The organism is Krasilnikoviella flava, assembly GCF_900167525.1.
GTDB lineage: Bacteria > Actinomycetota > Actinomycetes > Actinomycetales > Cellulomonadaceae > Isoptericola > Isoptericola flavus.
The window spans coordinates 276254-297849 of sequence record NZ_FUZQ01000001.1 but is presented as its reverse complement, the minus strand read 5'-3'; the positions used below and the strand labels follow the sequence as shown (position 1 = coordinate 297849).

Genomic DNA, 21596 nt, shown 5'->3' with positions numbered 1-21596 from the left:
GCACGGGCATCCGGAGGACGCCCGCCCCGTTCGAGGTGCTGGCGGGCGGATCCGTCCCTATCGTCGTGCGGGTCAGGTGCCCGGCGCGACCATGATCGACCAGAGCTGGACGAGCGGAGACGAGCATGACGACACGCGTGGCTCGAAAGACGGCCCGGACCGCCGTCACGACGACGACCGTCGTGGCGCTGGCCCTCGCGGGGGTGGTGCTCCCCACGGTCTCGCTCCCGGTGCCGGAGGCGCACGCCGTGGCCCCGGACGTGGAGCACGTGCCCGTGCGCGGCATCGACGCCGACGCGCGGCAGCAGAAGGGGGCGCTCGACGACGCGGTCGGGCACGAGCACGTCGCCCCCGAGAAGTCCGAGCTGGCGAAGGAGATCGCTCCCGACGGCGCGGCCGCCGCGCTCACGCAGAATGAGCCCGACGAGGGCGACCTGGCGGCGCTGAGCGAGCGCACGGCGACGCAGGACTTCCTCGTCGCGGGCGTCACCTGGGACGAGGCGACCGGGAGCGAGGTCACCGAGGTCGCCGTGCGGGTGCGCGAGGACGGCCGCTGGAGCGACTGGCAGTCCCTGGGCCTGGACGGCGTCACCGTCGACGGCGGCCGCGCGGGGACGGAGCCGATCGTGTCGACCGGCGCCGACGGCGTGCAGGCCCGGGTGCGCACCGCCGACGGGACACCGCCGAGCGGGCTCCAGGTGGACGTCGTCGACCCGGGCACGTCGCGCGCCGACGCCAACGTCGGGCAGGACTCCGACCCGGCCGCCTCCGCCGGCGCGGGCACGGGATTCGAGATCCGCCCGTCGGTCGTCACCCGGTCCGGGTGGGGCGCGGACGAGTCGCTGTCGGGGAGCTGGCCCGAGACGTCGAAGGCGCTCAAGGCGATCTACGTGCACCACACGGCGGGCACGAACAGCTACCGGGAGAGCCAGTCCGCCGCGCTGGTGCGCGGCATCTACGCGTACCACACCAAGTCGCGCGGCTGGCCGGACATCGGCTACCAGTTCCTGGTCGACAAGTACGGCAACATCTTCCAGGGCCGCAAGGACGCGCGCGTCGACAACCCGATCGGCGCCCAGGCCGGCGGGTACAACACGGGCACGATCGGGGTGTCCGCCATGGGCAACTTCGACACCGCCCGGCCCACCAGCGCGCTGCTCACGGCCATGGCGAAGGTCATCGCCTGGAAGTCGTACCAGTACCGGATCGACCCGAAGGGGACGACCACCCTGCTCACCGGCGGCAGCACCGGGTCGGGGACCCGGGCCAAGCCCGGCACGAAGGTCAGGGTTCCCACGGTGCTGATGCACCGCACGACCAACGAGACGGCCTGCCCGGGCCGCTACCTCGCCGAGAAGATGGGCACGCTGCGCAACGGCGCGGCGTCGCGCAAGGCGGCCGCGATCAAGAAGTACGGCTCCATGCGGTGGGCGGTCGCCGCCCCGACGCGGTACGCGCCGTCGGCGGCCCAGTACCCGGTGCAGTGGTCCACGAAGGCCACGTACAAGTGGAAGAAGGTCTCCGGCGCCCGCTACTACCAGGTGCTCTATCGCGACGCGCACTGGAGCTCCGACATGCCCAGCACCAACTACTGGCGCGTGCTCAGGTCGGCGACGACGGCGACGTCGGTCACCGTGAACCTCGACCGCGGCACGGCGCGCGAGATCGCCGTGCGGGCCGTCGGCCAGAAGTACCACCGGGGGCCCATGACGACGCTCGTGCGAACCAGCACGACGATCATGCCCAAGTCCTGGTCGTTCTCGAGCGGGTGGAAGAAGGTCAACCACACGATCTACTACGGCGACTACGCGTACCAGACGGCCACGGGCGGCAAGACGATCAGCCTCAAGAGCGCCAACCAGGTGCGGCGAGTCGTCCTGCGCGGTCCGACGAACCCCGCCGACGGCAAGCTGCAGGTGCTGGTGGCGGGCAAGGTGCGTGCCACGCTCGACTTCGGCAAGCCCCGCGACGGCGACCGTGTCTTCACGGTCACGCTGCCGGACCACACGGACGGCACCGTGACCCTGCGGAAGGTCAGCGACGGGAAGAAGGTCAGGATCAGCCAGATCTCCCTCGCCCGCTGGTAGGGCGAGGCTCGACGCCGGGGGCCGGCAAGCGCTCCCAGCGGGCACGCAGCGCGGGCCGGTAGCCTGCTGGCCACGAGCCCCCGGCGTCGAGGGACCCGACGTCGGGTCCTGGAGGAGAATGGGATGTCCACCAGCACGGCCCCGAGCACGTCCTTGCAGCTGCCCGAGCGGGCGGTGCTCCTGCACATCGGGCTGATGAAGACCGGGACGACGAGCCTGCAGAACGCCGCCGCCGCGCTGCGACCGGAGCTCCTGGCCCAGGGCGTCCGGTACCCCGGCACCACCGTCAACCATCGCAGCGCCGTGAACGACTTCATGGGGCACTCCTGGGGCTGGGACACCACGCCGGTGCACGGGGCGTGGAGCAGGCTGCGGGCCGAGATCGACCGCGACGCGGGCAACCGGATCTGGGTCGGGCACGAGTTCGGCGCCAATGCCGACGACGCGACGGCGCTGCGCTGGCGGGCCGAGCTCGGGGAGCGCGCGCACGTCGTCGTCACGCTGCGGAACTACGCCTCGATCCTGCCGTCGCTGTGGCAGCAGATGACCAAGGAGGGGGAGCGGGCCGGGTTCGAGCAGTGGTTGCGGGGCGTGCTCTCCGACGACCCGGCCGACGAGCTGCGGTCGTTCCGCGACCGGATCGACCAGGGGCGGGTCGTGACGCGCTGGGCGGAGGCGTTCGGCCCGCAGAACGTGACCGTGGTGGTGGTCGACAAGTCGACGCCGGAGCTGCTGTTCGACGCCTTCGAGTCGATGCTCGGCCTGGAGCCCGGCCTGCTGAGCACCGCGAAGCTGGACGGCAAGGCCTCGAACCGGGGGATGTCCCTGGAGGAGGCCGAGCTCCTGCGCCTGCTCAACCACAAGCTGCGCAAGCAGCTCGCCTGGCTCGAGTACTGCAAGTGGCTGCGCGACTCGGCCTCCACCTCGGTGCTCCGGTACCGCCGGACGGGGGACCACGACACGAAGCTCGTGCTGCCCACGTGGGCGGCGCAGGTCGCGCAGGAGCGGGCGGCGACGCACGTGGAGCAGATCGTCGCGTCGGGCGTGCGGGTGGTGGGCGACCTGGAGCACCTGCGTGCCGAGGTCCGGTCCGCCGAGGACCCGCCCATGCGGAGCGCCGTCGTGCCGATCGACGCGGCCGTCGAGGCGATCCTCGGGGTGATCCGGCAGGGGCGGCGCGAGGAGGACCGCCTCGCCACCGCCCGGGAGGAGATCGCCGCGCTCGAGGCCGATGCCCGGGCCCGGCGCAAGACCGGCCCCGCGCTGTCGGAGGCCAGCGGTCGCGAGCTCGTGCGCGCGCTCGGCTCGCGCGTCAAGCGTCGCCTGCGGCGCGGCTAGGCTCGCCGGCGTGCACCTCGCCCAGCAGCTGATCCTGCCCACCCCCGACCCCGGGGACGCCCGCCGCGCCCTGTGCGTGGAGGACGGCCCCGCCGTCGTCGAGGACGCCGGCGTGCGGGTCCCCGCGGGCGCCACCCAGGGCTTCGCCACGTACTTCTCCGCGTTCCCGGCCTCGTACTGGGCGCGCTGGGCGGGCGTCGCGACCGTGCGGCTGGAGGTCGCGGCCACCGGCGCCGGCAGCGTGCGCCTGGTGCGTTCGGACGCGGGCGGAGCCGCGTCCGTCGTCGCCGTCTCGTCGCTCGAGCCCGGCGAGACCACCGTGACCACCGTGACCATCGACGCCGACGTGTCCGGGCTGACCGACGGCGGCTGGCTGTGGTTCGAGGTGGACGCGGGCGACACGGACCTCGTGGTCGCCGACGCGCGGTGGCTCGTGGACGTCGCGCCGCGGCGCACGGGGGACGTGTGCCTGTCGATCACCACGATGGACAAGCCGGAGTTCTGCGTCGCGACGCTGCGCCGGATCGCGGCGTCCGCCCCGCTGGCCGAGGCGGCGGGCACGGTCCTCGTGATCGACCAGGGCTCGCGCCGCGTCGTCGACCACCCGGGCTACGCCGAGGTGGCCGCGGCCCTGGGCGACCGGCTCACCGTCATCGACCAGCGCAACCTCGGCGGGTCGGGCGGGTTCTCCCGGGGGATGCTCGAGGCCCTGGACCGCCCCGACGCCGACGCGGTGCTCATCCTCGACGACGACGTCGAGGTGGAGCCCGAGGCGCTGCTGCGCGCGATCCGGTTCCACCGGGCGGCGCGCACGCCCGTCGTCGTGGGCGGGCACATGCTCGACCTGCACCGCCCCACGGTGCTCAACTCGTTCAGCGAGGTGGTGCACGAACGCAGCTTCAACTGGGGGCCGCCGCAGCCGGACCAACAGTGGCACGACCTGGCCGCCGGGACGCTGCGCGACACCCCGTGGCTGCACGCCCGCGGCGAGAGCGACTTCAACGGGTGGTGGATGTGCCTCATCCCCACCGCCGTGCTGCGTGACGTCGGCCTGTCGCTGCCGCTGTTCCTCAAGTGGGACGACGCCGAGTTCGGGCTGCGCGCCCGGGACGCCGGACACGCCACCGTCTCCTTCCCGGGGGCGGCGCTGTGGCACGTGGCGTGGACCGAGAAGGACGACACCGTCGAGTGGCAGGCGTACCTGCACGTGCGCAACCGGGTGGCCGCGGCGCTGCTGCACGCCCGTCGCCCGCGGGCGGCGCTGCTGCTGCCGCTGCTGCTCGCGAACGACCTCAAGCTGCTGCTCGGCCTGCGGTACTACGCCGTCGACCTGCACGTGCGCGCCCTGCGCGACGTCCTCGCAGGTCCGGGCGACCTGCACGCCGACCTCGAGCGCGTCGTCCCGGCCGCGCGGGCCGTCGGGCGGGAGTACCCCGAGACGGTCGTGCGGCGCGCGGGGGACCCGGTCTTCGACGCGGCCGCGCCGCGCGCCCGGGCGGGGGAGCCCGGGCCCAGGCCGGCGTCGCCCGCGGCGCTCGCGGGGCTGGCCGTGCGCGGGGTGGTGCGGAACCTGCGCGCCGCCGCGGGCGGCCCGGCGCCGCGGGCCACGCTGACCCGCGAGCAGGCCACCTGGTGGGAGGTGCCCGGCCACGACTCGGTGCTGGTGCTCGCCGGTGACGGCGCGTCCGGCGTCTGGTTGCGCCGCGACCCCCGCCGGTTCTGGCGGCTGGCCGGCGCGTCGGTCGCGGCGCACGCCCGCCTCGCGCTGCGGTGGTCGCAGGTGTCCGCGCGGTGGCGCGCCGCCGCGCCCGGGCTCGTCGACCCGGGGACCTGGCGGGCGACCTTCGCACCCCGCGCGCCCCACTAGGATGGTCCGGATGTCCACCCCCTCCGTCGTCGCGGTCGTCGTGTCGTACAACCGGGCCGCGCTCCTCGGCGCGGCCCTCGACGCGCTGGCCGCCCAGAGCCGGCCCCTCGAGCGCACGGTCGTGGTCGACAACGCGTCGACCGACGACGCCCTCGAGGTGGCGCGCGCCCACCCCAGCGCCCCCGACGTGGTGGCGCTCAAGCGCAACACGGGCGGCGCGGGCGGCTTCGCCGTCGGCCTCGCGACCGCCGTCGCGGACCTCGACGCCGACCTGGTGTGGCTCATGGACGACGACACCGTCCCGACCGAGACGGCGCTCGAGGCGCTGCTCGGAGCGCGGGACGCGTACCCCGGCGACGTCACCGCGATGGCCAGCCGCGTCGTGTGGACCGACGGCAGCGACCACCCGATGAACACACCCCGCAGCCGCCCGGGGGCGTCGCCCGCCGAGCTGTCGCGGGCGCGCGCCGCCGGCGCGATGCCGGTGCGGTCGATGTCGTTCGTGTCGATGCTGGTCGACGCGCGGGCGGTGCGGGAGCACGGGCTGCCCGTCAGCGACTTCTTCATCTGGAACGACGACTTCGAGTACTCCACCCGCCTGCTGCGCCGCGGCACCGGGCTGTACGTGCCGGGCAGCGTCGTCGAGCACCGCACGGCACGCCTGGTCGGCACCGACCACGACCCGGGCCCGCGCTTCTACTACGAGGTGCGCAACAAGGTCTGGACGTTCACGCGCTCGTCCGCCCTCGCCCCGTCGGAGCGACTGCTGTACGGCGGGTCCACGCTGCGTCGGTGGGCGCGCACCGTCGCGCGCTCGTCCGACCGCGGCACCCTGCTCAAGTCCGGCGGCCGCGGGCTGTGGCACGGCCTCGTGCGCCGGCCGCGCGCCGACACCGAGGTGCTGGCCGGCGTCGGCCCCGCCGCCCTCAGCGTCGCGCGGGTCGAGCTCGGGCAGGACGCCGACCACGCCGTCGCCGAGCGGCCGGCGGCCCGGCGGTCGGCCGCGGCCCCTGCGGCGGCGCCGGTCGTGTCCGGGCCGCTCGACGACCACCGGTTCTCCGTGCTGCTGCCCGTGTACGCGGGCGACGACGCGGCGCACCTGGAGCGCGGGTTCCTGTCCGTCACGCGCGACCAGACGCTGCGCCCGGACGAGGTCGTCGTCGTGCGCGACGGGCCCGTGGGCGACGAGATCGCCGCCGTGCTCGGTCGCCTGCACGAGCTCACCGCCGTGCCGGTCACCCTCGTGCCGCTGGAGCGCAACGTCGGCCTGGCCCGTGCGCTGGAGGCGGGGCTGGAGGCGTGCAAGCACGAGATCGTGGCGCGCGCCGACGCCGACGACATCTCCCGTCCCGAGCGGTTCGCCGTGCAGGTGCCGCTGGTGGCCGGCGGGTGCGACATCGTCGGTTCCGCGATCCAGGAGTTCGACGACGACGAGCACGCGCCGGGCATGGTGCGTGTGCCGCCCACGGGCGACGCCATCGCGACCACGGCCCGGTTCCGCGACCCGTTCAACCACCCGTCGGTCGTGTACCGGCGCTCGGCGGTCGCCGCTGCGGGCGGGTACGAGCACCTGGACCTCATGGAGGACTACCTGCTGTTCGCCCGCATGATCGCGGGCGGCGCGGACGCGCACAACGTCGTCGACCCGCTGGTGCTGTACCGCGTGGGCGCCGGGGCGTACGCGCGCCGCGGCGGCCGGCGCCTGCTGGCGTCCGAGCTCGCGCTGCAGCGCACCCTGCACTCGGAGGGCTTCCTCACCGGCCCTCAGATGGTGCGCAACGTGGTGGTCCGCGCGGGCTACCGGGTGGTGCCCGAGTCGGTGCGCAAGGCCGGCTACCGCGCGTACACGCGCCTGCGCGGCGGCTACGAGCCCGACTGATCAACCCGACCTGGAGGCAGCAAGCATGACCGACCTCGTCGTCGTCGGCACCGGGCTCTTCGGCCTGACCGTCGCGGAGCGGATGGCCGAGCAGGGGCGCAAGGTGCTCATGATCGACCGCCGCGACCACCTCGGCGGCAACGCGTACAGCGAGACCGACCCGGCCACCGGCATCGAGGTGCACCGGTACGGCGCGCACCTCTTCCACACGTCGAACGAGCGCGTGTGGGAGTACGTCAACCGGTTCACGGCGTTCACCTCCTACGTGCACCGCGTGTACACCACGCACCGCGGCGAGGTGTTCCCGATGCCGATCAACCTCGGCACGATCAACCAGTTCTTCCGGTCCGCGCACGGCCCCGACGCGGCCCGCGCGCTGGTGCGCGAGCAGGCCGCGGAGCTGGAGGGCCGGCGGCCGGCGAACCTCGACGAGCAGGGCGTGTCGCTCATCGGGCGCCCCCTGTACGAAGCGTTCATCCAGGGCTACACCGCCAAGCAGTGGCAGACCGACCCGCGCGAGCTGCCGGCGTCGATCATCTCCCGCCTGCCCGTGCGGTACACGTACGACAACCGGTACTTCAACGACACCCACGAGGGTCTGCCGACCGGCGGGTACACGGCCTGGCTGGAGCGGATGGCCGACCACCCGAACATCGAGGTACGGCTGTCCACCGACTTCTTCGACGACGCGCAGCCGGTGAACAAGAAGGCGGTCGTGGGTCAGGTGCCGGTCGTGTACACGGGTCCGGTGGACCGGTACTTCGACGACGCCGAGGGGTCGCTGTCGTGGCGCACCCTCGACTTCGAGCGCGAGGTGCTGCCCGTGGGCGACTTCCAGGGCACGCCGGTGATGAACTACGCCGACACCGAGGTCCCGTACACGCGCATCCTCGAGTTCCGCCACTTCCACCCGGAGCGCGAGTACACGAGCGACAAGACCGTCATCGTGCGCGAGTACTCCCGCTTCGCCGAGCGCGGCGACGAGCCGTACTACCCGGTGAACACCCCCGCCGACCGCGAGCGCCTCAAGCGCTACCGCGAGCTCATGGCCGGCGAGCGCGACGTGCACTTCGGTGGCCGCCTCGGCACGTACCAGTACCTCGACATGCACATGGCCATCGGCTCCGCCCTCTCGATGGTGGACAACCAGCTCACCTCCTGACGCCGAACATGCAGCTGCGCGCGTTCTGAGCCCTCAGGACGCGCGCAGCTGCATGTTCGGCGGGAGGGGTGTCAGACGGGGACGCCGGCGTCGCGCAGTTCGCGCTCGAGGTAGGGCGTCATGGTGCGCGTGTACGTCGTGGTCAGGTGGTGCTCGTCCCGGTACACGTTGACGCCGCCGATGACGGCGGGGCAGGACCCGTCGCGGCAGTAGAACCGGGTGAGGTCGACGAACGTCGCGCCGGGCACCTCGTCGGCGGCGTCCTCGAACACCTGCGGATCCGGGAAGGCCTGCCGCTGCGGGACGTCGCACCGGTCGGGGCGGGCGAGCAGGCCCTGGTCGAGGCACTGCGACGGCTCGTCGTCGTGGCTCGGGTTGTCGGAGAGCGCGACGACGGGGACGCCGCGCTCGGCGACGGGCCGCCAGGCCGCGGCCAGGTCGGTCGCCTGGCGGGTCCGGTCGCCGGAGAGGTACTTCAGGTAGCCCGTCGTGACGACGGCGTCGGTGGCGGGGGCCTGCTCCTCGAGCCACGGCTCGAGCCGGTCCTTCCACTGCTCGCAGGTGCGGGCCCGCTCGTCGTCGGAGTCGACGGGGCCGGTGCTCCACGCGCAGGAGGACTTGAGCTGCACGCTCAGGCTGAGGCGGCCCTGGTCGACCAGCTCGAGGAACGCCGGCATCAGCGCCCGGGCGTGCGAGTCGCCCACCAGCACGACGTGCGGGACGTCGGGGTCGTCCACCGGACCGAAGGAGCAGTCCGCGAGCGCGGACTCGTCGACGTCCACGAAGCACTTCCCGGGCCCCGCGACGTCGTCGGCGACGGCCTCGGGCGCGGGGACGGCGACGTCGTCGAGGTCGGGGTTGGCGCAGGGCCGGTCGCCGTCCATCGCCTCGGCGCCGAAGCACGCGGGTCGTTCGGCCACCACCCGCGCGGCGACCTCCCGCTGTTCCGCGGCGCGGTGCTGGGCCACGCTGAGGGCGCACCCGGCCACGAGCGAGAGCGCGGCGGTCCCGGCCACGGTGGCACCGAGGGCACGGCGGGTGCGGTGCAGGTCCCAGCGGGTCGAGAAGCGCGCCGGGTCTTCCACGAAGCGCTTGGACAGCGCGGACAGCAGCACCACGCCGGCGAGCAGCAGCAGCCGCTCGACGAGGCCCGCCTCGTGGCCCAGCACGAACGGCGCCAGCACGATGGCAGGCCAGTGCCACAGGTAGAGCGAGTAGGAGACGTCCGCGGTGAACGACACGGGCCGCCAGGCGTACAGCGGGGCGGGGGAGAGCCGGCCGCCCGGCGCCCCGGCGGCGATGACGGCCACCGTCGCGAGCACGGGGACGACGGCGGCCGTGCCCGGGAACGGCGTCGAGGCGTCATAGACGAGCGCGCACGCGACGAGCGCGGCCAGCCCCGCCCAGCCGGCGGCCACCCGGACGCCGTCGCGCACCGGCCGGCGGTCGGGCCGGGCGAGCCACAGGGCGAGCAGGGCCCCGGCCCCGAACTGCCACGCGCGTGCCGGCGTGACGAAGTACGCGGACGCGGGGCTGGCGGAGGTCAGCCACAGGGAGTACGCGAACGACCCGGCCGTGGCGGCCGCGAGCAGGACGGCGGTGGTGCGGCGCGTGGACGCGCCACGGCGGGTCGCGACCACTGCGGCGAGCAGCGCCAGTAGCGGCCAGACCAGGTAGAACTGCTCCTCGGTGGACAGGGACCAGTAGTGCTGCACGGGCGACGGGTCGGCGTCGGCCGCGAGGTAGTCGACGGCGTCGGCGGCGAGCACCCAGTTCTCGACGTAGAGGGTGGCGCCGAGCGTCTCGCGGAACCACTGCTGCCACAGCGAGCGGGGCGCCACCAGCACCGTCGCGACGACGGTGACCGCGAGGACGAGGTAGGCGGCGGGCAGCAGGCGGCGCGCCCGCCGGGCCCAGAAGCGGGCGAGCCGGACGCGTCCGGTCGCCTCCGTCTCGCGCAGCAGGTGGCCTGTGATGAGGAACCCCGAGATGACGAAGAAGACGTCGACGCCGACGTACCCGCCGGGGAGCCGGCCGGGCCAGAGGTGGAACAGCACCACCATCGCGACCGCCAGCGCCCGCAGCGCCTGCACCTCCGGCCGGAACCCGCGCGGGCTGCCGCGGCCCGGGGTGCCGCGGTCCGGCGTGCCGCCGTCCGGGGTCGCGCGTTCGAGAGGTCGGGCGGCGTCGCGGAGCGAGCTGGGCATGCGGAGGGATCACCGTGGGTCGGGGGCAGTGCGCGTCGCGCGCCGTCGGCTCCGGTGGGAGCCGGTGCGCGCGAACGCCGGTCAGGCTAACCGCGCCCCCGGGGCCACGGGCAACCCGACCCGCCCGCCGGGCCGCACGGCCAGCGAGGACCGGTGGTCAGGGGACCCAGGCGCAGACGACGTGCGCGGAGCCGTCGACGGTCAGCGGCCCGGCGGCGTCGGGCACGAAGCAGGACTCGCCGCGACGCAGCAGGAGCCTGCCGGCGTTGGTGAGCAGCCGGGCCTCGCCGTCGAGCGCCAGGACGACGCGGGGGCCGTCGGGGGCGAGGGCCACCGGCTCGCCGGGCACGACGTCGGCGAACGTCAGCGCGAACTCCTCGACCGGGGCGCGGTACGTCACCACGACGCTCTCGCCGCCGGACACCAGCGTGGCCGGTCGTGCGGGCGGGCGCGGGGCGAACGACGCGCACTCCAGCAGCGCGGGGGCGTCGACGTGCTTGGTGGTCAGCCCGGCGCGCAGCACGTTGTCGGAGGCGGCCATCACCTCGACCCCGAAGCCGCTGAGGTAGGCGTGCACCTCGCCGGCGGGCACGTACATCGCCTCGCCCGGCTCCAGGGTGACGCGGTGCAGCAGCAGGGACACGAGGGCGCCCGGGTCGCCGGGGTGCTGCTCGGCGAGGGTGAGGACGGTGGCGTCGGCGCGCGCGGTCTCCGCGTTCCCGGCCTCGTGGCGGCGGGCGACGGCGGCGACCGCGGCCGCGACGTCGGCCGCGGTCGACGGCGAGGTGCGCGCCGCGACGAGGGCCTCGGTGGCGGCGCGCACCCCCGCGGTGGACGGCCGGTCGGCGAGCGCGCCCCGCACCGCGTCGAGGAGGGCGCCGTCGAGCCCGTCCAGCAGGCGGAGCACCGTCCGCGGGCTGCGGAACCCGGCGAGGGCCTCGAACGGGCTGAGCGCCACGATCATCTCGGGCTTGTGCTGGTCGTCGTGGAACGACCGCTGCGCGTGTCCCGCGGGCAGGCCCGCGCGGGTCTCGCGGTGGTAGCCGGCCCGCGCGAGGTGCGGGCGGGGGTGCACCTGCAGGGAGAGCGCGCGGTCCGCCGCGAGCACCTTGAGCAGGAACGGCAGCCGGGGGCCGAAGCGGTCCGCGACGCGCCGGCCGAGGGCGTCGTGCGGCTCGGCGCCCACCAGGTCCTCGAGGCTGCGGCCCGCGCCGCCGCCCGGCGTGCGCAGGCGGGACGGCGCGCCGGGGTGCGCGCCGAGCCACAGCTCGGCCGCGGGGCTCCCGTCGGGCTCGCGCCCGAGCAGGTCGGGGATGCGGGTGGGCGACCCCCAGTCGTACGCGCGGACCGGGTTGTCGAGGTGCAGCACGGGCATGCCTCCGCGTCGTCCCGTCGCCGTCGGGACGGCGCGGAGGCGAGCGGCGCTCAGGGGAGCGGGGGCGGGGACGGTGCGCGGGTGCGAGCGGGCGGTCAGGGCGTCCATCGGACCTCCTCGGACAGGGGAATTCTCCCGGTGACTTCTCCCATGAAAGGGCACCGGGAAAGCACGACCGACCATTCTCGGAGGGGATCGGAAAGTGTTCACCTGACAGCATCCTGATGTTCGGCGACAGTTTTCCGTAAAGCGCCGGTCGCGCCTTGTCGCGCTCTTAGTGTCGGTGCCATGAACGACATCCACCCGGGGTCAGGCCCCGACCGCGGTGCGCTCGTCGTGATCCCCGCCCGCGGCGGTTCGGCCGGCATCCCGCTGAAGAACCTGCAGCGGGTGGGCGGCACGACGCTCGTCGCCCGGGCCGTGCGCTCGGCGCTGGCGGCGCCCTCGGTGACCGCGGTCGTGGTCTCGACCGACCACGACGAGATCGCCCGCGAGGCCACGGCGCACGGCGCTCAGGTGCTCCGCCGCCCGGCGGACATCGCCGGCGCCACCGCCAGCTCCGAGTCCGCCGTCCTGCACGCGCTCGACGCCCTGCGCGCCGAGGCCGGCGACCCGGCCGTGACCGTGCTGCTGCAGGCCACGTCGCCGTTCGTCGACCCTGCCGACCTGGACGTCGCCGTGCGCCGGGTCGGCTCCGGCGAGCACGACGTCGTCGTGGCCGTGGCGCCCACGCACGACTTCCAGTGGCGGCTCGACGACGACGTGCCCACGCCGGTGGGTCACGGCACCGACCACCGTCCCCGGCGCCAGGACCGGGCGCCGCACTTCCGCGAGACGGGCGCGTTCTACGCGATGCGCACGGCCGGGCTGCGGGAGGCGGGCAGCCGCTTCTTCGGCTCGGTGGGGCTGCAGCCCGTGGCCCCGGAGTGGTCGATGGAGATCGACGAGCCCCGCGACCTGTGGCTGGCCCGCACCCTCCTCGGGCAGCCCGGCACGCCGCCGTCCGACGAGCCGATCGACGTCGACGCCCTGGTCACGGACTTCGACGGCGTGCACACGGACGACGCCGCCTTCGTGACCCAGGACGGCACGGAGAGCGTGCGCGTGCACCGGGGCGACGGGCTGGGCGTGGCCCGCCTGCGCCGCACGGGCGTGCCGCTGCTGATCCTGTCCACCGAGACCAACCCGGTGGTGGCGGCCCGGGCCCGCAAGCTCGGTGTCGACGTGCTGCACGGCGTGGACGACAAGGCCGCCGCGCTGCGCGACTGGTGCGCCGTGAACCGCCTCGACCCGGGCCGGGTCGCGTACGTCGGCAACGACGTGAACGACCTGCCCGCCCTGAACCTCGTCGGCTGGCCCGTGGCCGTCGCCGACGCCCACCCCGAGGTCGCCGCCGCCGCGCGCGTCGTCCTCGCCCGCGCGGGCGGCCACGGCGCCGTCCGCGAGGTCTGCGAGCGGATCCTCGCAGCCCGCCCGGACGCCGCCGCGCGTCCTGCCCCGCAGCTCCACGAACGGAAGGACACCCCCGTGACCAGCACCGCCAGCACGACCTCCGCGACCCCCCGCCCCGAGGCGCCCGTCGTCCGCGTGGGCGACCACGAGGTCGGCACCGGCCAGCCGGTGTACGTGATCGGCGAGATCGGCATCAACCACAACGGCGACGTCGAGATCGCCAAGCAGCTGATCGACGTCGCGGTGGCCGCCGGCTGCCAGGCCGTGAAGTTCCAGAAGCGCACGCCGGAGATCAGCACCCCGAAGGACCAGCGGGACAAGATCCGCCAGACGCCGTGGGGCGAGATGACCTATCTCGAGTACAAGTACCGGGTCGAGTTCGAGCACGACCAGTACACGGAGATCGACCAGTACGCGAAGGCGAACGGCATCCAGTGGTTCGCCTCCCCGTGGGACGTGCCCTCGGTGGCCTTCCTCGAGGAGTTCGGCGTCCCGACGCACAAGATCGCGTCGGCCTCCGTCACGGACCACGACCTGCTGCGTGCCCTGGCCGACACGGGCAAGCCGCTGATCCTGTCGACCGGCATGTCGACGCTCGAGCAGATCGACGCCGCGGTGGAGATCCTCGGCACCGACGGGCTCGTCATGCTGCACGCCACCTCCACCTACCCGCTGCCGGCGGAGGAGGCGAACCTGCGGACCATCACGACCCTCCAGGAGCGCTACGGCGTGCCGGTCGGATACTCCGGCCACGAGACGGGGCTGCAGATCTCCCTCGCCGCCGTCGCGCTGGGCGCCGTGGCCGTCGAGCGGCACATCACGCTGGACCGGGCCATGTGGGGCTCGGACCACGCGGCGTCGCTGGAGCCGAAGGGCCTGTCCAACCTGGTGCGCGACATCCGCATCCTGCAGGACGCGCTCGGCGACGGCGAGAAGCGCGTCATGCCCGGCGAGCTGTCGCCGATGTCGCGGCTGCGCCGCGTCGACGCCTGACGGCGGGCCCGATGTCGGACGCGTATCCGGCGACCGTCGGCCGGGCCCGTCGGGACCAGGTCCCGACGGGCCCGGCCGGCGGTCAGGACGCGGCGGCGGAGGTCGAGGCGCCGCCCGGCGTCGCCGTCGTCGCGTGCGTGCGCGACGAGGAGGCGTACCTGGACGAGGCCGTCGCGTCGGTGCTCGCCCAGGACTACGCCGGGCCGCTGCGGCTCGTGCTCGCCGTGGGTCCGTCCCACGACGCGACGGCGCAGGTCGCGGCCCGGCTCGCCGAGGCCGACCCGCGCGTGGTGCTCGTGGACAACCCGACGGGCTCGCGCTCGATCGGGCTGAACCTCGCCGCCGGCCTGGCGGACGACGCCGACCGGGTGCTGCTGCGCGTGGACGGGCACACGGTGCTGCCGGCCGACTACGTGACGCGGGCGGTCGCCACGCTCGAGCGCACGGGCGCCGTCGGGGTCGGGGGTCTCATGCACCCGGTCGGCACGAGCACCGTGCAGCGGGCCGCGGCGCGGGCGATGAGCCACCCGGCCGGCATCGGCGCGGCGTCGTTCCACGTGGGCGGCGAGGCGGGGCCCTCCGAGACGGTGTACCTCGGGGCGTTCCGGCGCTCCGCCGTCGCGGCCGTCGGCGGGTACGACCCGTCGCTGGTGCGGGCGGAGGACTGGGAGCTGTGCCTGCGCCTGCGCCGCGCGGGCGGTGTCCTGTGGTTCGACCCGGCCCTGCAGGTCACCTACCGCCCGCGGCGCACGCTGCGCGCGGTGGCCAAGCAGTTCTGGCGCACCGGCATGTGGCGGCGCGAGGTGATCCGCCGCGACCCGTCGACGGCGAGCGTGCGCTACCTCGCGCCGCCCGTCCTGGTGCTCGGGCTGCTGGCCTCGGCGGTCACCGTGGCCGGCGGCCTGCTGGCCGCGCTGCCCGGCCTCGTCGTGCTCGGCGCGGCGCTCCCGGCGGCGTACACGGCGGGGGTGGTCGCCGCGAGCGTGCACGCGGCCGGCCGTCGTCCGCGGCTGGGGCTCCGCGAGGCTCTCGTGCTGCCCGCCGTCGTCGCGATCATGCACGTCGCGTGGGGCGCCGGCTTCGTCCGCGGCCTCACCGACCGCGCGGTGGCCGACCACCGGGCGTAGCGCACCGCCGGCCGGGCCGGTCGACTCCCGTTCGGGGTGCCGACCGGCCCGACCGGCGTCGTCGTCCCTCAGCGGGAGAGCGTCAGGCGCCGGCCGACGGCGACCGGCAACGCGGAGCGCGCGGCCGTATAGGCGTGCCGCGGCCGCGACCACGGCCGGACGGACAGCGCGGGCAGCGCGCCGTCCCGCGACCGGCGAGCGAGGTCGTGCACGGCCGCGGGCAGCCCGGACGGCGCGGAGTGGAGGTAGTGCTCCTCGAGCCAGGCCGGGTCGGGGGCCGGGCCACCGGCCCGCAGGGCGGCCGCCACCTCGTCGAGGCGCAGCAGGCAGCCCGACCGCGCGAACGGCTCGTTGAGCTGCGCGGGGCCGACGCCGAAGTCGGCGAGGAACACCGTCGGCAGCCCGAGGGCGAGGGACTCCAGGCCCGCGGTCGAGCTGACCGTGAGCAGCGCCGTCCCGGGGGTGAGCTGGTCGGCCATCGGGCCCGTGACGAAGGAGACGGCGTCGCCGGGTCGTCCGAGGCGCGCGTGCTCCGCGGCCCAGAGCGCGTCCAACGGGTGGGCCTCGTTGTGCGTCTGGCGCTCGCCGGCCCGGGCCCGCAGCTTGACGACGACGTCGAGCCCCTCGGCCGCGAGGCGGGCGAGGCCGTCCAGCAGGTCCACCCGCTCGTCGCGCGACCCCGGCACCTTGGCCTGGGCGGCGAGCACCACGCGGCGCACCGCGGCGTCGGGGGACCCGGGCGCCCGGGCGGCGGAGGGCTCGAGGAACGGCAACCGGGTCAGCACGACGTCGGGCCGCGCCCCCTGCCGGGCGAACGCCTCGACGTACGGGCCGGCCTCGACCCGGGCGTGCACGAGGAACGCGTCGCACCAGCGCCGCCAGCCCGCGCCCTGCGGGGTCGCGGGCAGCGCCATCCCGGGGAGCCCGGACAGGAGCGCCGGGCGTCGTCCGGGGCGGGTCGCCCGCACGACCTCGCGGGCCACGAGCTCCGCGACGGGACCGGTGGCGGCCACGAGCACCACGTCGGGACGCGTGCGCCGGACGAGCCGGCGCAGGTCGCGCGGGGACAGCGTCGGCGGCCCGGGGACGCCCGAGCCGCGGACGGCGGCGTCCACCTGGGCCGGGGTGGGCGCGATGGGGGACCGGACGAGCACGGCGGAGACGTCCACGGGCGCGCCGTCCGCGCGCAGGCCGGCCAGCGTCCACACCGCCCACTTGAGGTACGAGTCCGCGTCGGCGACGGCGAGCACCCGCGGCGGGCGCGGGGAGGTGCGGCCCGTCATGCGGGCGACACCACGGCGGCGGGCAGGCCGCGCGGCGGGGTGCTGCTGCGCCCGGGGACGTGCGCGGTGCGGGCGGCGCCGGCGCTCTCGGCGGCGGCGCGGGTGGCGAGCGCGTGCGTGCGCCCCAGGTGGCGGCGCAGCTCCGGCGTCGCACGGTCGGTCCACCAGGCGTCGGGCACGGCGTGCGGCGCGACGACGACGCCCCGCGGCGCCAGCAGCCGCGACAGCGTGACCGCCGAGGTCGACGGCAGCATGACCGTCCGCTGACCGGGCCGCAGGCCGCGGAGGCGGATCTCCACGGGGGCGCCGGGCTCGTCCACGACGACGCCGGGCAGGCGTTCCAGCAGGGCGGACACGAGCGGGTCGTGGCGGCGGTGCGGGACGTACCGGACGGGGCCGTCGCTGGCGATCCCGCGCACCCAGGCGGCGTACCGGTCGGCGTGCACCAGGCCGTCGGCCACCAGCGCGGAGCCGACGACGACCGTCGACTCCTGCGGCGCGTTGCGCTGCGGGCGCGAGCGCAGCCACGCGAAGTCGTGCGGGCGCACGTCGACGCCGAGCCCGCGCAGCCCGGCGACCGTGTCGTCGTCCAGCGGGATCGTGGTGCACAGCGTCAGCCGCCCCCCGGCGACCAGCCGGTGCAGCCGGCGCCCGGCCAGGGCGCCCAGTCCGTAGCGCAGCGGGTCCGGGGGCGCCGTCAGGCGCACGAGCGGCGTGCCCGTGAGCACGCGGCGGGCCAGGTCGAGGGTGGCCAGGCCGTCGTCGACGACGACGAGGTGCTGCGGCGGGCGCGGGGTGCGCAGCAGCGCGGCCTGGAAGGCGCCCGAGAACGGGTCGCCCACCACCACGACGTCGTCGGGCAGGCGGCGGGGCGCCGGCGCGGGCTGCACGTCCAGCCCCGAGGGCAGGCCGAGGGCGCGCACGGCGTCGATCCCGGCGGTGAGAGCCGGGACGTCCGCGCGGGCCAGCACGCGCGTGCTGGTGCCGGCGTGCCCGGCGGCGTGGGCCTCGACGGCGCACAGCAGCTGGAGCGGGGACTCGACGAACGCGGTCACGCCGCCAGTGTCACCGCCGCGGACGACGCAGAGGGGACCTCGGCGTGGACGGCGGATGAACGCTCGGTGCCCGCCTCGTCAGCGGGCGGGCAGCGTCTTCTCGAGGCCGTGCCGGACGCCGTCACGCAGCCGGTCGTGCACGCGGTTCTCCACGAGGTAGTGCAGCATCGCCGCGATCGCCACGGAGAGCGCGGTGGCGAGGGCGAGCACGACCCAGCGCGACGCGTCGTCGTGCAGCACGTCGATGACGGCGAACCCGAACTGGCCGTGCACCAGGTACAGCGGGTAGGTGAGGGCGCCCAGGGTGGAGAGCACCCGCCAGTCCACGTGGCGCAAGGGCCCGGCGCTCAGCGCCCACACCAGGGCGACGAGCGCCGCGACCGCCGCCGCGCACACCGCGGGGGAGACGTCCGCGCCCACGTGCTCGGCCGCCGTCCCGGCGTAGTGGTACGCCTGCCGCATGGACAGGATCGTGGTGAGCGCGACGCCGAGCCACACGGCCAGGTCGCCGCCGTCCCGGTACACCAGGAACAGCAGCATGCCGACGGCGAAGTACGGGGCGTAGGACGGGATCAGCAGCGATGACAGCAGGGCGCTGTCGGTGGCGCGCGCGAGCTCCGCGACCAGCGGCCACAGGACCGCGACGGCGATGAGGCGACGGCGCGTGATGCCCACCAGCACGAAGACGCCGATGAGCAGGTAGAACTTCATCTCGAACCACAGCGTCCAGAAGGCGCCCTGGACGTTCGGCACGTCCCACGCCTCCTGCAGCATGGTGAGGTTCACCAGCGAGTCGAGCAGGGTCGGGTTGCGGCCGCCGTCCCACACGAGCTGCAGCACCACGGTGAGCGCGACGGCCGCCCAGTACGCCGGGAACAGGCGCGCCACCCGGGAGGCGGCGAAGCCGGTGATGGTGCGCCCGTACGCCGTCATCATGATCACGAACCCGCTGATCACGAAGAACAGCTGGACGCCGAGGAAGCCGTACCTGGTGACCTCGTTGAGCACCGGGAACACGTCGTGCGGGGGCGCGCCCCACTGCGGGATCCCGATGCCGGTGTAGTGGAAGCCGAGCACCAGCGCGGCCGCGAGGAAGCGCAGCCCGTCGAGCCCGCGCAGCCGCGGGCGGGGCTGCACGCGCGCCGGGGCGGAGCCCCTGGCGGGCGGCGCGGCGGTGGTCGGCTGGGAGGTCATGGGCGGCGACGATACCGAATCCGGTGGTCGAGCCCGTCGAGACCTCGGGCGTGGTCTCGACGAGCTCGACCGACGGGCGAGGTCAGGAGGCGACCCTGACGGTGGGCTCGGTCACGCGCGCGTGCCAGAGGTCCTGGCGGGCGACGTACGCGTCGTCCCAGGGCTTGACCGGGTCGGCCCAGTGCACGAGCCGGGCCTCGGCGTCCGGCAGGTCGCGCGTCGGCACGTGGTCCCAGACGGCGTCGAGCTCGGTGCGGTGGGGGCCCGTGTACAGGTGCAGCGCCTCGCGCGCGTCGATGCGGAACTCCCGCATCGCGACCAGCGACTCCGCCGTGTACCCGTCGGCCCGCAGCCGCGCGAGGTCGAGCACCAGCACGTCCGCGTCGAAGGCGTTGAAGTCGAACACGTGGCGGGCGTGGATGCGGCGGTAGAAGTCGTAGGCCGTCGCGGGCGCGTCGTCCAGGCGGCGGGCCGCCCGGTACAGGAGGCCGAAGCCGCTGGGGTCCGCGTGCGAGGTGTGCCGGGCCGCGACGGCCGTGGAGCCCAGGTCCACCGCGGCGAGGTCGGCGACGTCGCCCAGGACCACGGCGTCCACGGGCAGCACCACCGCGCGGTCGACGTCGGGCAGCAGGTGCGGCAGCAGCGCGTGGTGGGCGCGCTGCGCCGGCACCAGGCCGAGGGCGCCGAGGTCGAGGGAGCCGGTGGGCACCCGGAGCACGGAGGTGCGCGAGGAGAGCTCGGGCACGCTGACCCGGGCGACGCCGGGGCCCACGAGCCAGACGCGCAGCGGCGTGGTGGCCGCGACGTCGAGCGCGCGCACCGCCTCGCCCACGTGGGGCAGCTCGCCGCGCTTCGGCAGCAGGACGACGTCGACGGCGTCGGCGGCACCGTCGGCGGGCGCGGTGACCGCGGCGGGCGCGGCGAGGGCCGCCGGCTCGGCCGGGAGCGCCGGCAGCGGCGTCGCCGCGACGTGCCGGGCCCGCGCGGTCTCGACCTCGGGGGCGACGGTCTCGCGCCACAGCGCGTACACGGACTCGGCGTCCTGACCGGCGAAGATCGCGGACAGCACGGGCTCGAGCCGGGCGAGCATGCCGGTACGGATGGCCTCGAAGCCGTCGTGGTCCAGCGGGTGCAGGCCGGCGAACCGCACGTCGGCGTAGTTCGCGGGCTGGAAGTCGACGTCCAGGCCCAGCGACGTCGTGGGCAGGTAGCAGTGCAGGCGCTTGGTGACCACGTGCGTGAAGCTGGTGCGGTACCACTCGAGCAGCCGCACGGCCTCCCGCATGTTCTCCACGAAGGTGCGGTCCTTCACCCCGCGGTAGCTCTGCTTGATGTTCTCCTGCCCGTCGGGCACCGGCTCGCGGACGGCGTCCACGTGCACGGTGGCGGGCGCGGGATGCTCGTCGAGCTCGGGGAAGACCGTGCTCACGGTGGTCGTGAGGCAGCCGGAGAAGAAGGCCGGGACGTCCAGCGACAGCAGGAGGTCGACCGTGGTCCAGTCGCGGCAGCCGACCGGGCCGTGGGCGCGCAGGTAGTCGAGCACCTCCGGGGTCAGCAGGCCGCGCTTGTTGCAGTGGAACGACACGAAGATCGGGCGCAGGTTCTCGTGCATCGGGAAGTCCCACACGCCCGTGCCGGCCAGGTCGTGCGAGTGCCAGCCGAACTCGAGCAGCCAGGTGCCCTCGGGGAAGGCCTGGAACGAGGACCCGTCGCGGTCGACGCGGTAGAGCTCCACGTCGGTGGCCGTGCCGTCGAGCCGCAGCTCCGGGCGCACCCGCTCCTGCATGTCCTGGGCGAAGCCCACCAGGTCGGCGCGCCCGTGGAAGCGGAGGTTCTGGCGGCGCACGACATGACCGAGGGAGGACAGGGTCTGCACGTGGTCGCCGATGTTCTGCGACGACTTCCCCTTGCCGGGCTGCACGTAGTCCATGACCGCGAAGGGCACGCGGCCGACCGGCGCCGGGGCGGTGGTGTGGCGTGCGGCCCCGCGCCACCGCTCGAGCCACTCGACCTCGGCGGCGCCTCCGGGCCACTGCTGCTCCTGCCCGCGGTACGCGGCCACGAACCGGTCGTGGACGCGGTGGCGCAGCGCGTCGTCCCCGTGCGCGAAGACGTAGCGCAGCACGGTGTGCCAGGTGCGCGCGTCGGGCGTGACCGAGGCGTCGTCGAGCCAGGCGCAGGTGAGCGCGAGCCCGCGCTGCGGGTCGACGCGGAAGAGCGACTCGACGAAGGGCACGGGCGCCGCGGCGAGGGCGTCGTCGCCGGCGCGGTCGAAGAGGTGCAGCGCGCGCTCGTGCAGGTGACGCCGGTGCGCGACCACGCCGGCCGCGACGAACGCGTCGGGGGCGGGGGAGGGCTGGGCCAGGGCCTCGTCGACCAGCGACTGCGCCCCCGGGACGTCCCGGGACGCCAGCAGGGCGAGCGCCGCGTGGGTCGTCGGGTGGCTCAGCGCGAGGGCGTCCTCGCGCGACGCGGCCGGCCGCGGGCCGATCGCGGACCTCAGGACGCGGCGGGCGCCGCGGAGCCAGGTGGCGGGGTGCAGCGGACGACGGGGCATCAGATCTCCCGGTTCGGGGG

The 21596-nt window shown here is 75.2% G+C and carries 13 protein-coding genes and 1 pseudogene; 8 read left to right on the top strand and 6 right to left on the bottom strand.

All coding sequences use genetic code 11. From position 1 onward, the window contains the following. The first annotated feature begins 125 nt into the window (after positions 1–125). From B5Y66_RS01175 to glf, 5 genes are all read left to right on the top strand, one after another. On the top strand, positions 126–2087 hold the full coding sequence (locus tag B5Y66_RS01175; protein ID WP_079569898.1) for a peptidoglycan recognition protein family protein: 1962 nt from the start codon (positions 126–128) through the stop codon (positions 2085–2087). 123 nt (positions 2088–2210) lie between these two features. Continuing rightward, positions 2211–3425 carry a hypothetical protein gene (locus B5Y66_RS01170; protein WP_079569895.1) on the top strand — a complete coding sequence of 405 codons (1215 nt, stop codon included), beginning with the start codon at positions 2211–2213 and terminating at the stop codon, positions 3423–3425. Between the two features lie 10 nt (positions 3426–3435). Further along, complete coding sequence (locus B5Y66_RS01165) at positions 3436–5292, top strand: glycosyltransferase (protein ID WP_079569893.1); 1857 nt, start codon at positions 3436–3438, stop codon at positions 5290–5292. A gap of 10 nt (positions 5293–5302) precedes the next feature. Further along, the gene (locus B5Y66_RS01160) at positions 5303–7171 is read left to right on the top strand and encodes a glycosyltransferase (protein ID WP_079571592.1); all 1869 of its coding nucleotides are present in this window, start codon (positions 5303–5305) and stop codon (positions 7169–7171) included. 25 nt (positions 7172–7196) lie between these two features. Further along, positions 7197–8333 (top strand): UDP-galactopyranose mutase, encoded by a 1137-nt coding sequence (gene glf / locus B5Y66_RS01155; RefSeq protein ID WP_079569890.1) that lies wholly within the window; start codon positions 7197–7199, stop codon positions 8331–8333. 71 nt (positions 8334–8404) lie between these two features. On the opposite strand, the gene B5Y66_RS01150 is transcribed toward glf, so the two are convergent. Both B5Y66_RS01150 and manA read right to left on the bottom strand, forming a co-directional pair. Next, on the bottom strand, positions 8405–10540 hold the full coding sequence (locus B5Y66_RS01150) for an acyltransferase family protein (RefSeq protein WP_079569887.1): 2136 nt from the start codon (positions 10538–10540) through the stop codon (positions 8405–8407). 157 nt (positions 10541–10697) lie between these two features. Continuing rightward, on the bottom strand, positions 10698–12023 hold the full coding sequence (gene manA, locus B5Y66_RS01145) for a mannose-6-phosphate isomerase, class I (RefSeq protein WP_322788684.1): 1326 nt from the start codon (positions 12021–12023) through the stop codon (positions 10698–10700). A 180-nt stretch (positions 12024–12203) separates the two neighbouring features. Here manA and B5Y66_RS22640 point away from each other — a divergent pair. From B5Y66_RS22640 to B5Y66_RS01135, 3 genes and pseudogenes are all read left to right on the top strand, one after another. Further along, positions 12204–13325 (top strand): annotated as a pseudogene (locus tag B5Y66_RS22640) (cytidylyltransferase domain-containing protein); the annotation flags it as partial. 177 nt (positions 13326–13502) lie between these two features. Continuing rightward, the gene (locus tag B5Y66_RS22635) at positions 13503–14360 is read left to right on the top strand and encodes an N-acetylneuraminate synthase family protein (protein ID WP_245806924.1); all 858 of its coding nucleotides are present in this window, start codon (positions 13503–13505) and stop codon (positions 14358–14360) included. An 11-nt stretch (positions 14361–14371) separates the two neighbouring features. Beyond that, entirely contained in the window at positions 14372–15487 is a 1116-nt protein-coding gene (locus tag B5Y66_RS01135) for a glycosyltransferase family 2 protein (RefSeq protein WP_079569881.1), read from the top strand. Between the two features lie 68 nt (positions 15488–15555). Here B5Y66_RS01135 and B5Y66_RS01130 read toward each other — a convergent pair whose 3' ends face one another. From B5Y66_RS01130 to B5Y66_RS01115, 4 genes are all read right to left on the bottom strand, one after another. Next, complete coding sequence (locus B5Y66_RS01130; RefSeq protein ID WP_079569878.1) at positions 15556–16770, bottom strand: DUF6716 putative glycosyltransferase; 1215 nt, start codon at positions 16768–16770, stop codon at positions 15556–15558. Further along, entirely contained in the window at positions 16767–17825 is a 1059-nt protein-coding gene (locus B5Y66_RS01125; protein WP_079569875.1) for a hypothetical protein, read from the bottom strand. The genes B5Y66_RS01130 and B5Y66_RS01125 overlap by 4 nt, the downstream gene beginning before the upstream one ends. Before the next feature lie 78 nt (positions 17826–17903). Further along, complete coding sequence (locus B5Y66_RS01120) at positions 17904–19019, bottom strand: acyltransferase family protein (protein WP_079569872.1); 1116 nt, start codon at positions 19017–19019, stop codon at positions 17904–17906. Between the two features lie 82 nt (positions 19020–19101). Beyond that, the gene (locus B5Y66_RS01115) at positions 19102–21576 is read right to left on the bottom strand and encodes a glycosyltransferase (RefSeq protein WP_079569867.1); all 2475 of its coding nucleotides are present in this window, start codon (positions 21574–21576) and stop codon (positions 19102–19104) included. Positions 21577–21596 lie beyond the last annotated feature (20 nt).

Excerpts from the sequence above, each read along its gene's own strand:
- B5Y66_RS01175 (WP_079569898.1), top strand. The coding sequence starts at position 126 with ATGACGACACGCGTGGCTCGAAAGACGGCCCGGACCGCCGTCACGACG.
- B5Y66_RS01170 (WP_079569895.1), top strand. The coding sequence starts at position 2,211 with ATGTCCACCAGCACGGCCCCGAGCACGTCCTTGCAGCTGCCCGAGCGG.
- B5Y66_RS01160 (WP_079571592.1), top strand. The coding sequence starts at position 5,303 with ATGTCCACCCCCTCCGTCGTCGCGGTCGTCGTGTCGTACAACCGGGCC.
- glf (WP_079569890.1), top strand. The coding sequence starts at position 7,197 with ATGACCGACCTCGTCGTCGTCGGCACCGGGCTCTTCGGCCTGACCGTC.
- B5Y66_RS01150 (WP_079569887.1), bottom strand. The coding sequence starts at position 10,540 with ATGCCCAGCTCGCTCCGCGACGCCGCCCGACCTCTCGAACGCGCGACC.
- manA (WP_322788684.1), bottom strand. The coding sequence starts at position 12,023 with ATGGACGCCCTGACCGCCCGCTCGCACCCGCGCACCGTCCCCGCCCCC.
- B5Y66_RS01135 (WP_079569881.1), top strand. The coding sequence starts at position 14,372 with ATGTCGGACGCGTATCCGGCGACCGTCGGCCGGGCCCGTCGGGACCAG.
- B5Y66_RS01130 (WP_079569878.1), bottom strand. The coding sequence starts at position 16,770 with ATGACGGGCCGCACCTCCCCGCGCCCGCCGCGGGTGCTCGCCGTCGCC.
- B5Y66_RS01120 (WP_079569872.1), bottom strand. The coding sequence starts at position 19,019 with ATGACCTCCCAGCCGACCACCGCCGCGCCGCCCGCCAGGGGCTCCGCC.
- B5Y66_RS01115 (WP_079569867.1), bottom strand. The coding sequence starts at position 21,576 with ATGCCCCGTCGTCCGCTGCACCCCGCCACCTGGCTCCGCGGCGCCCGC.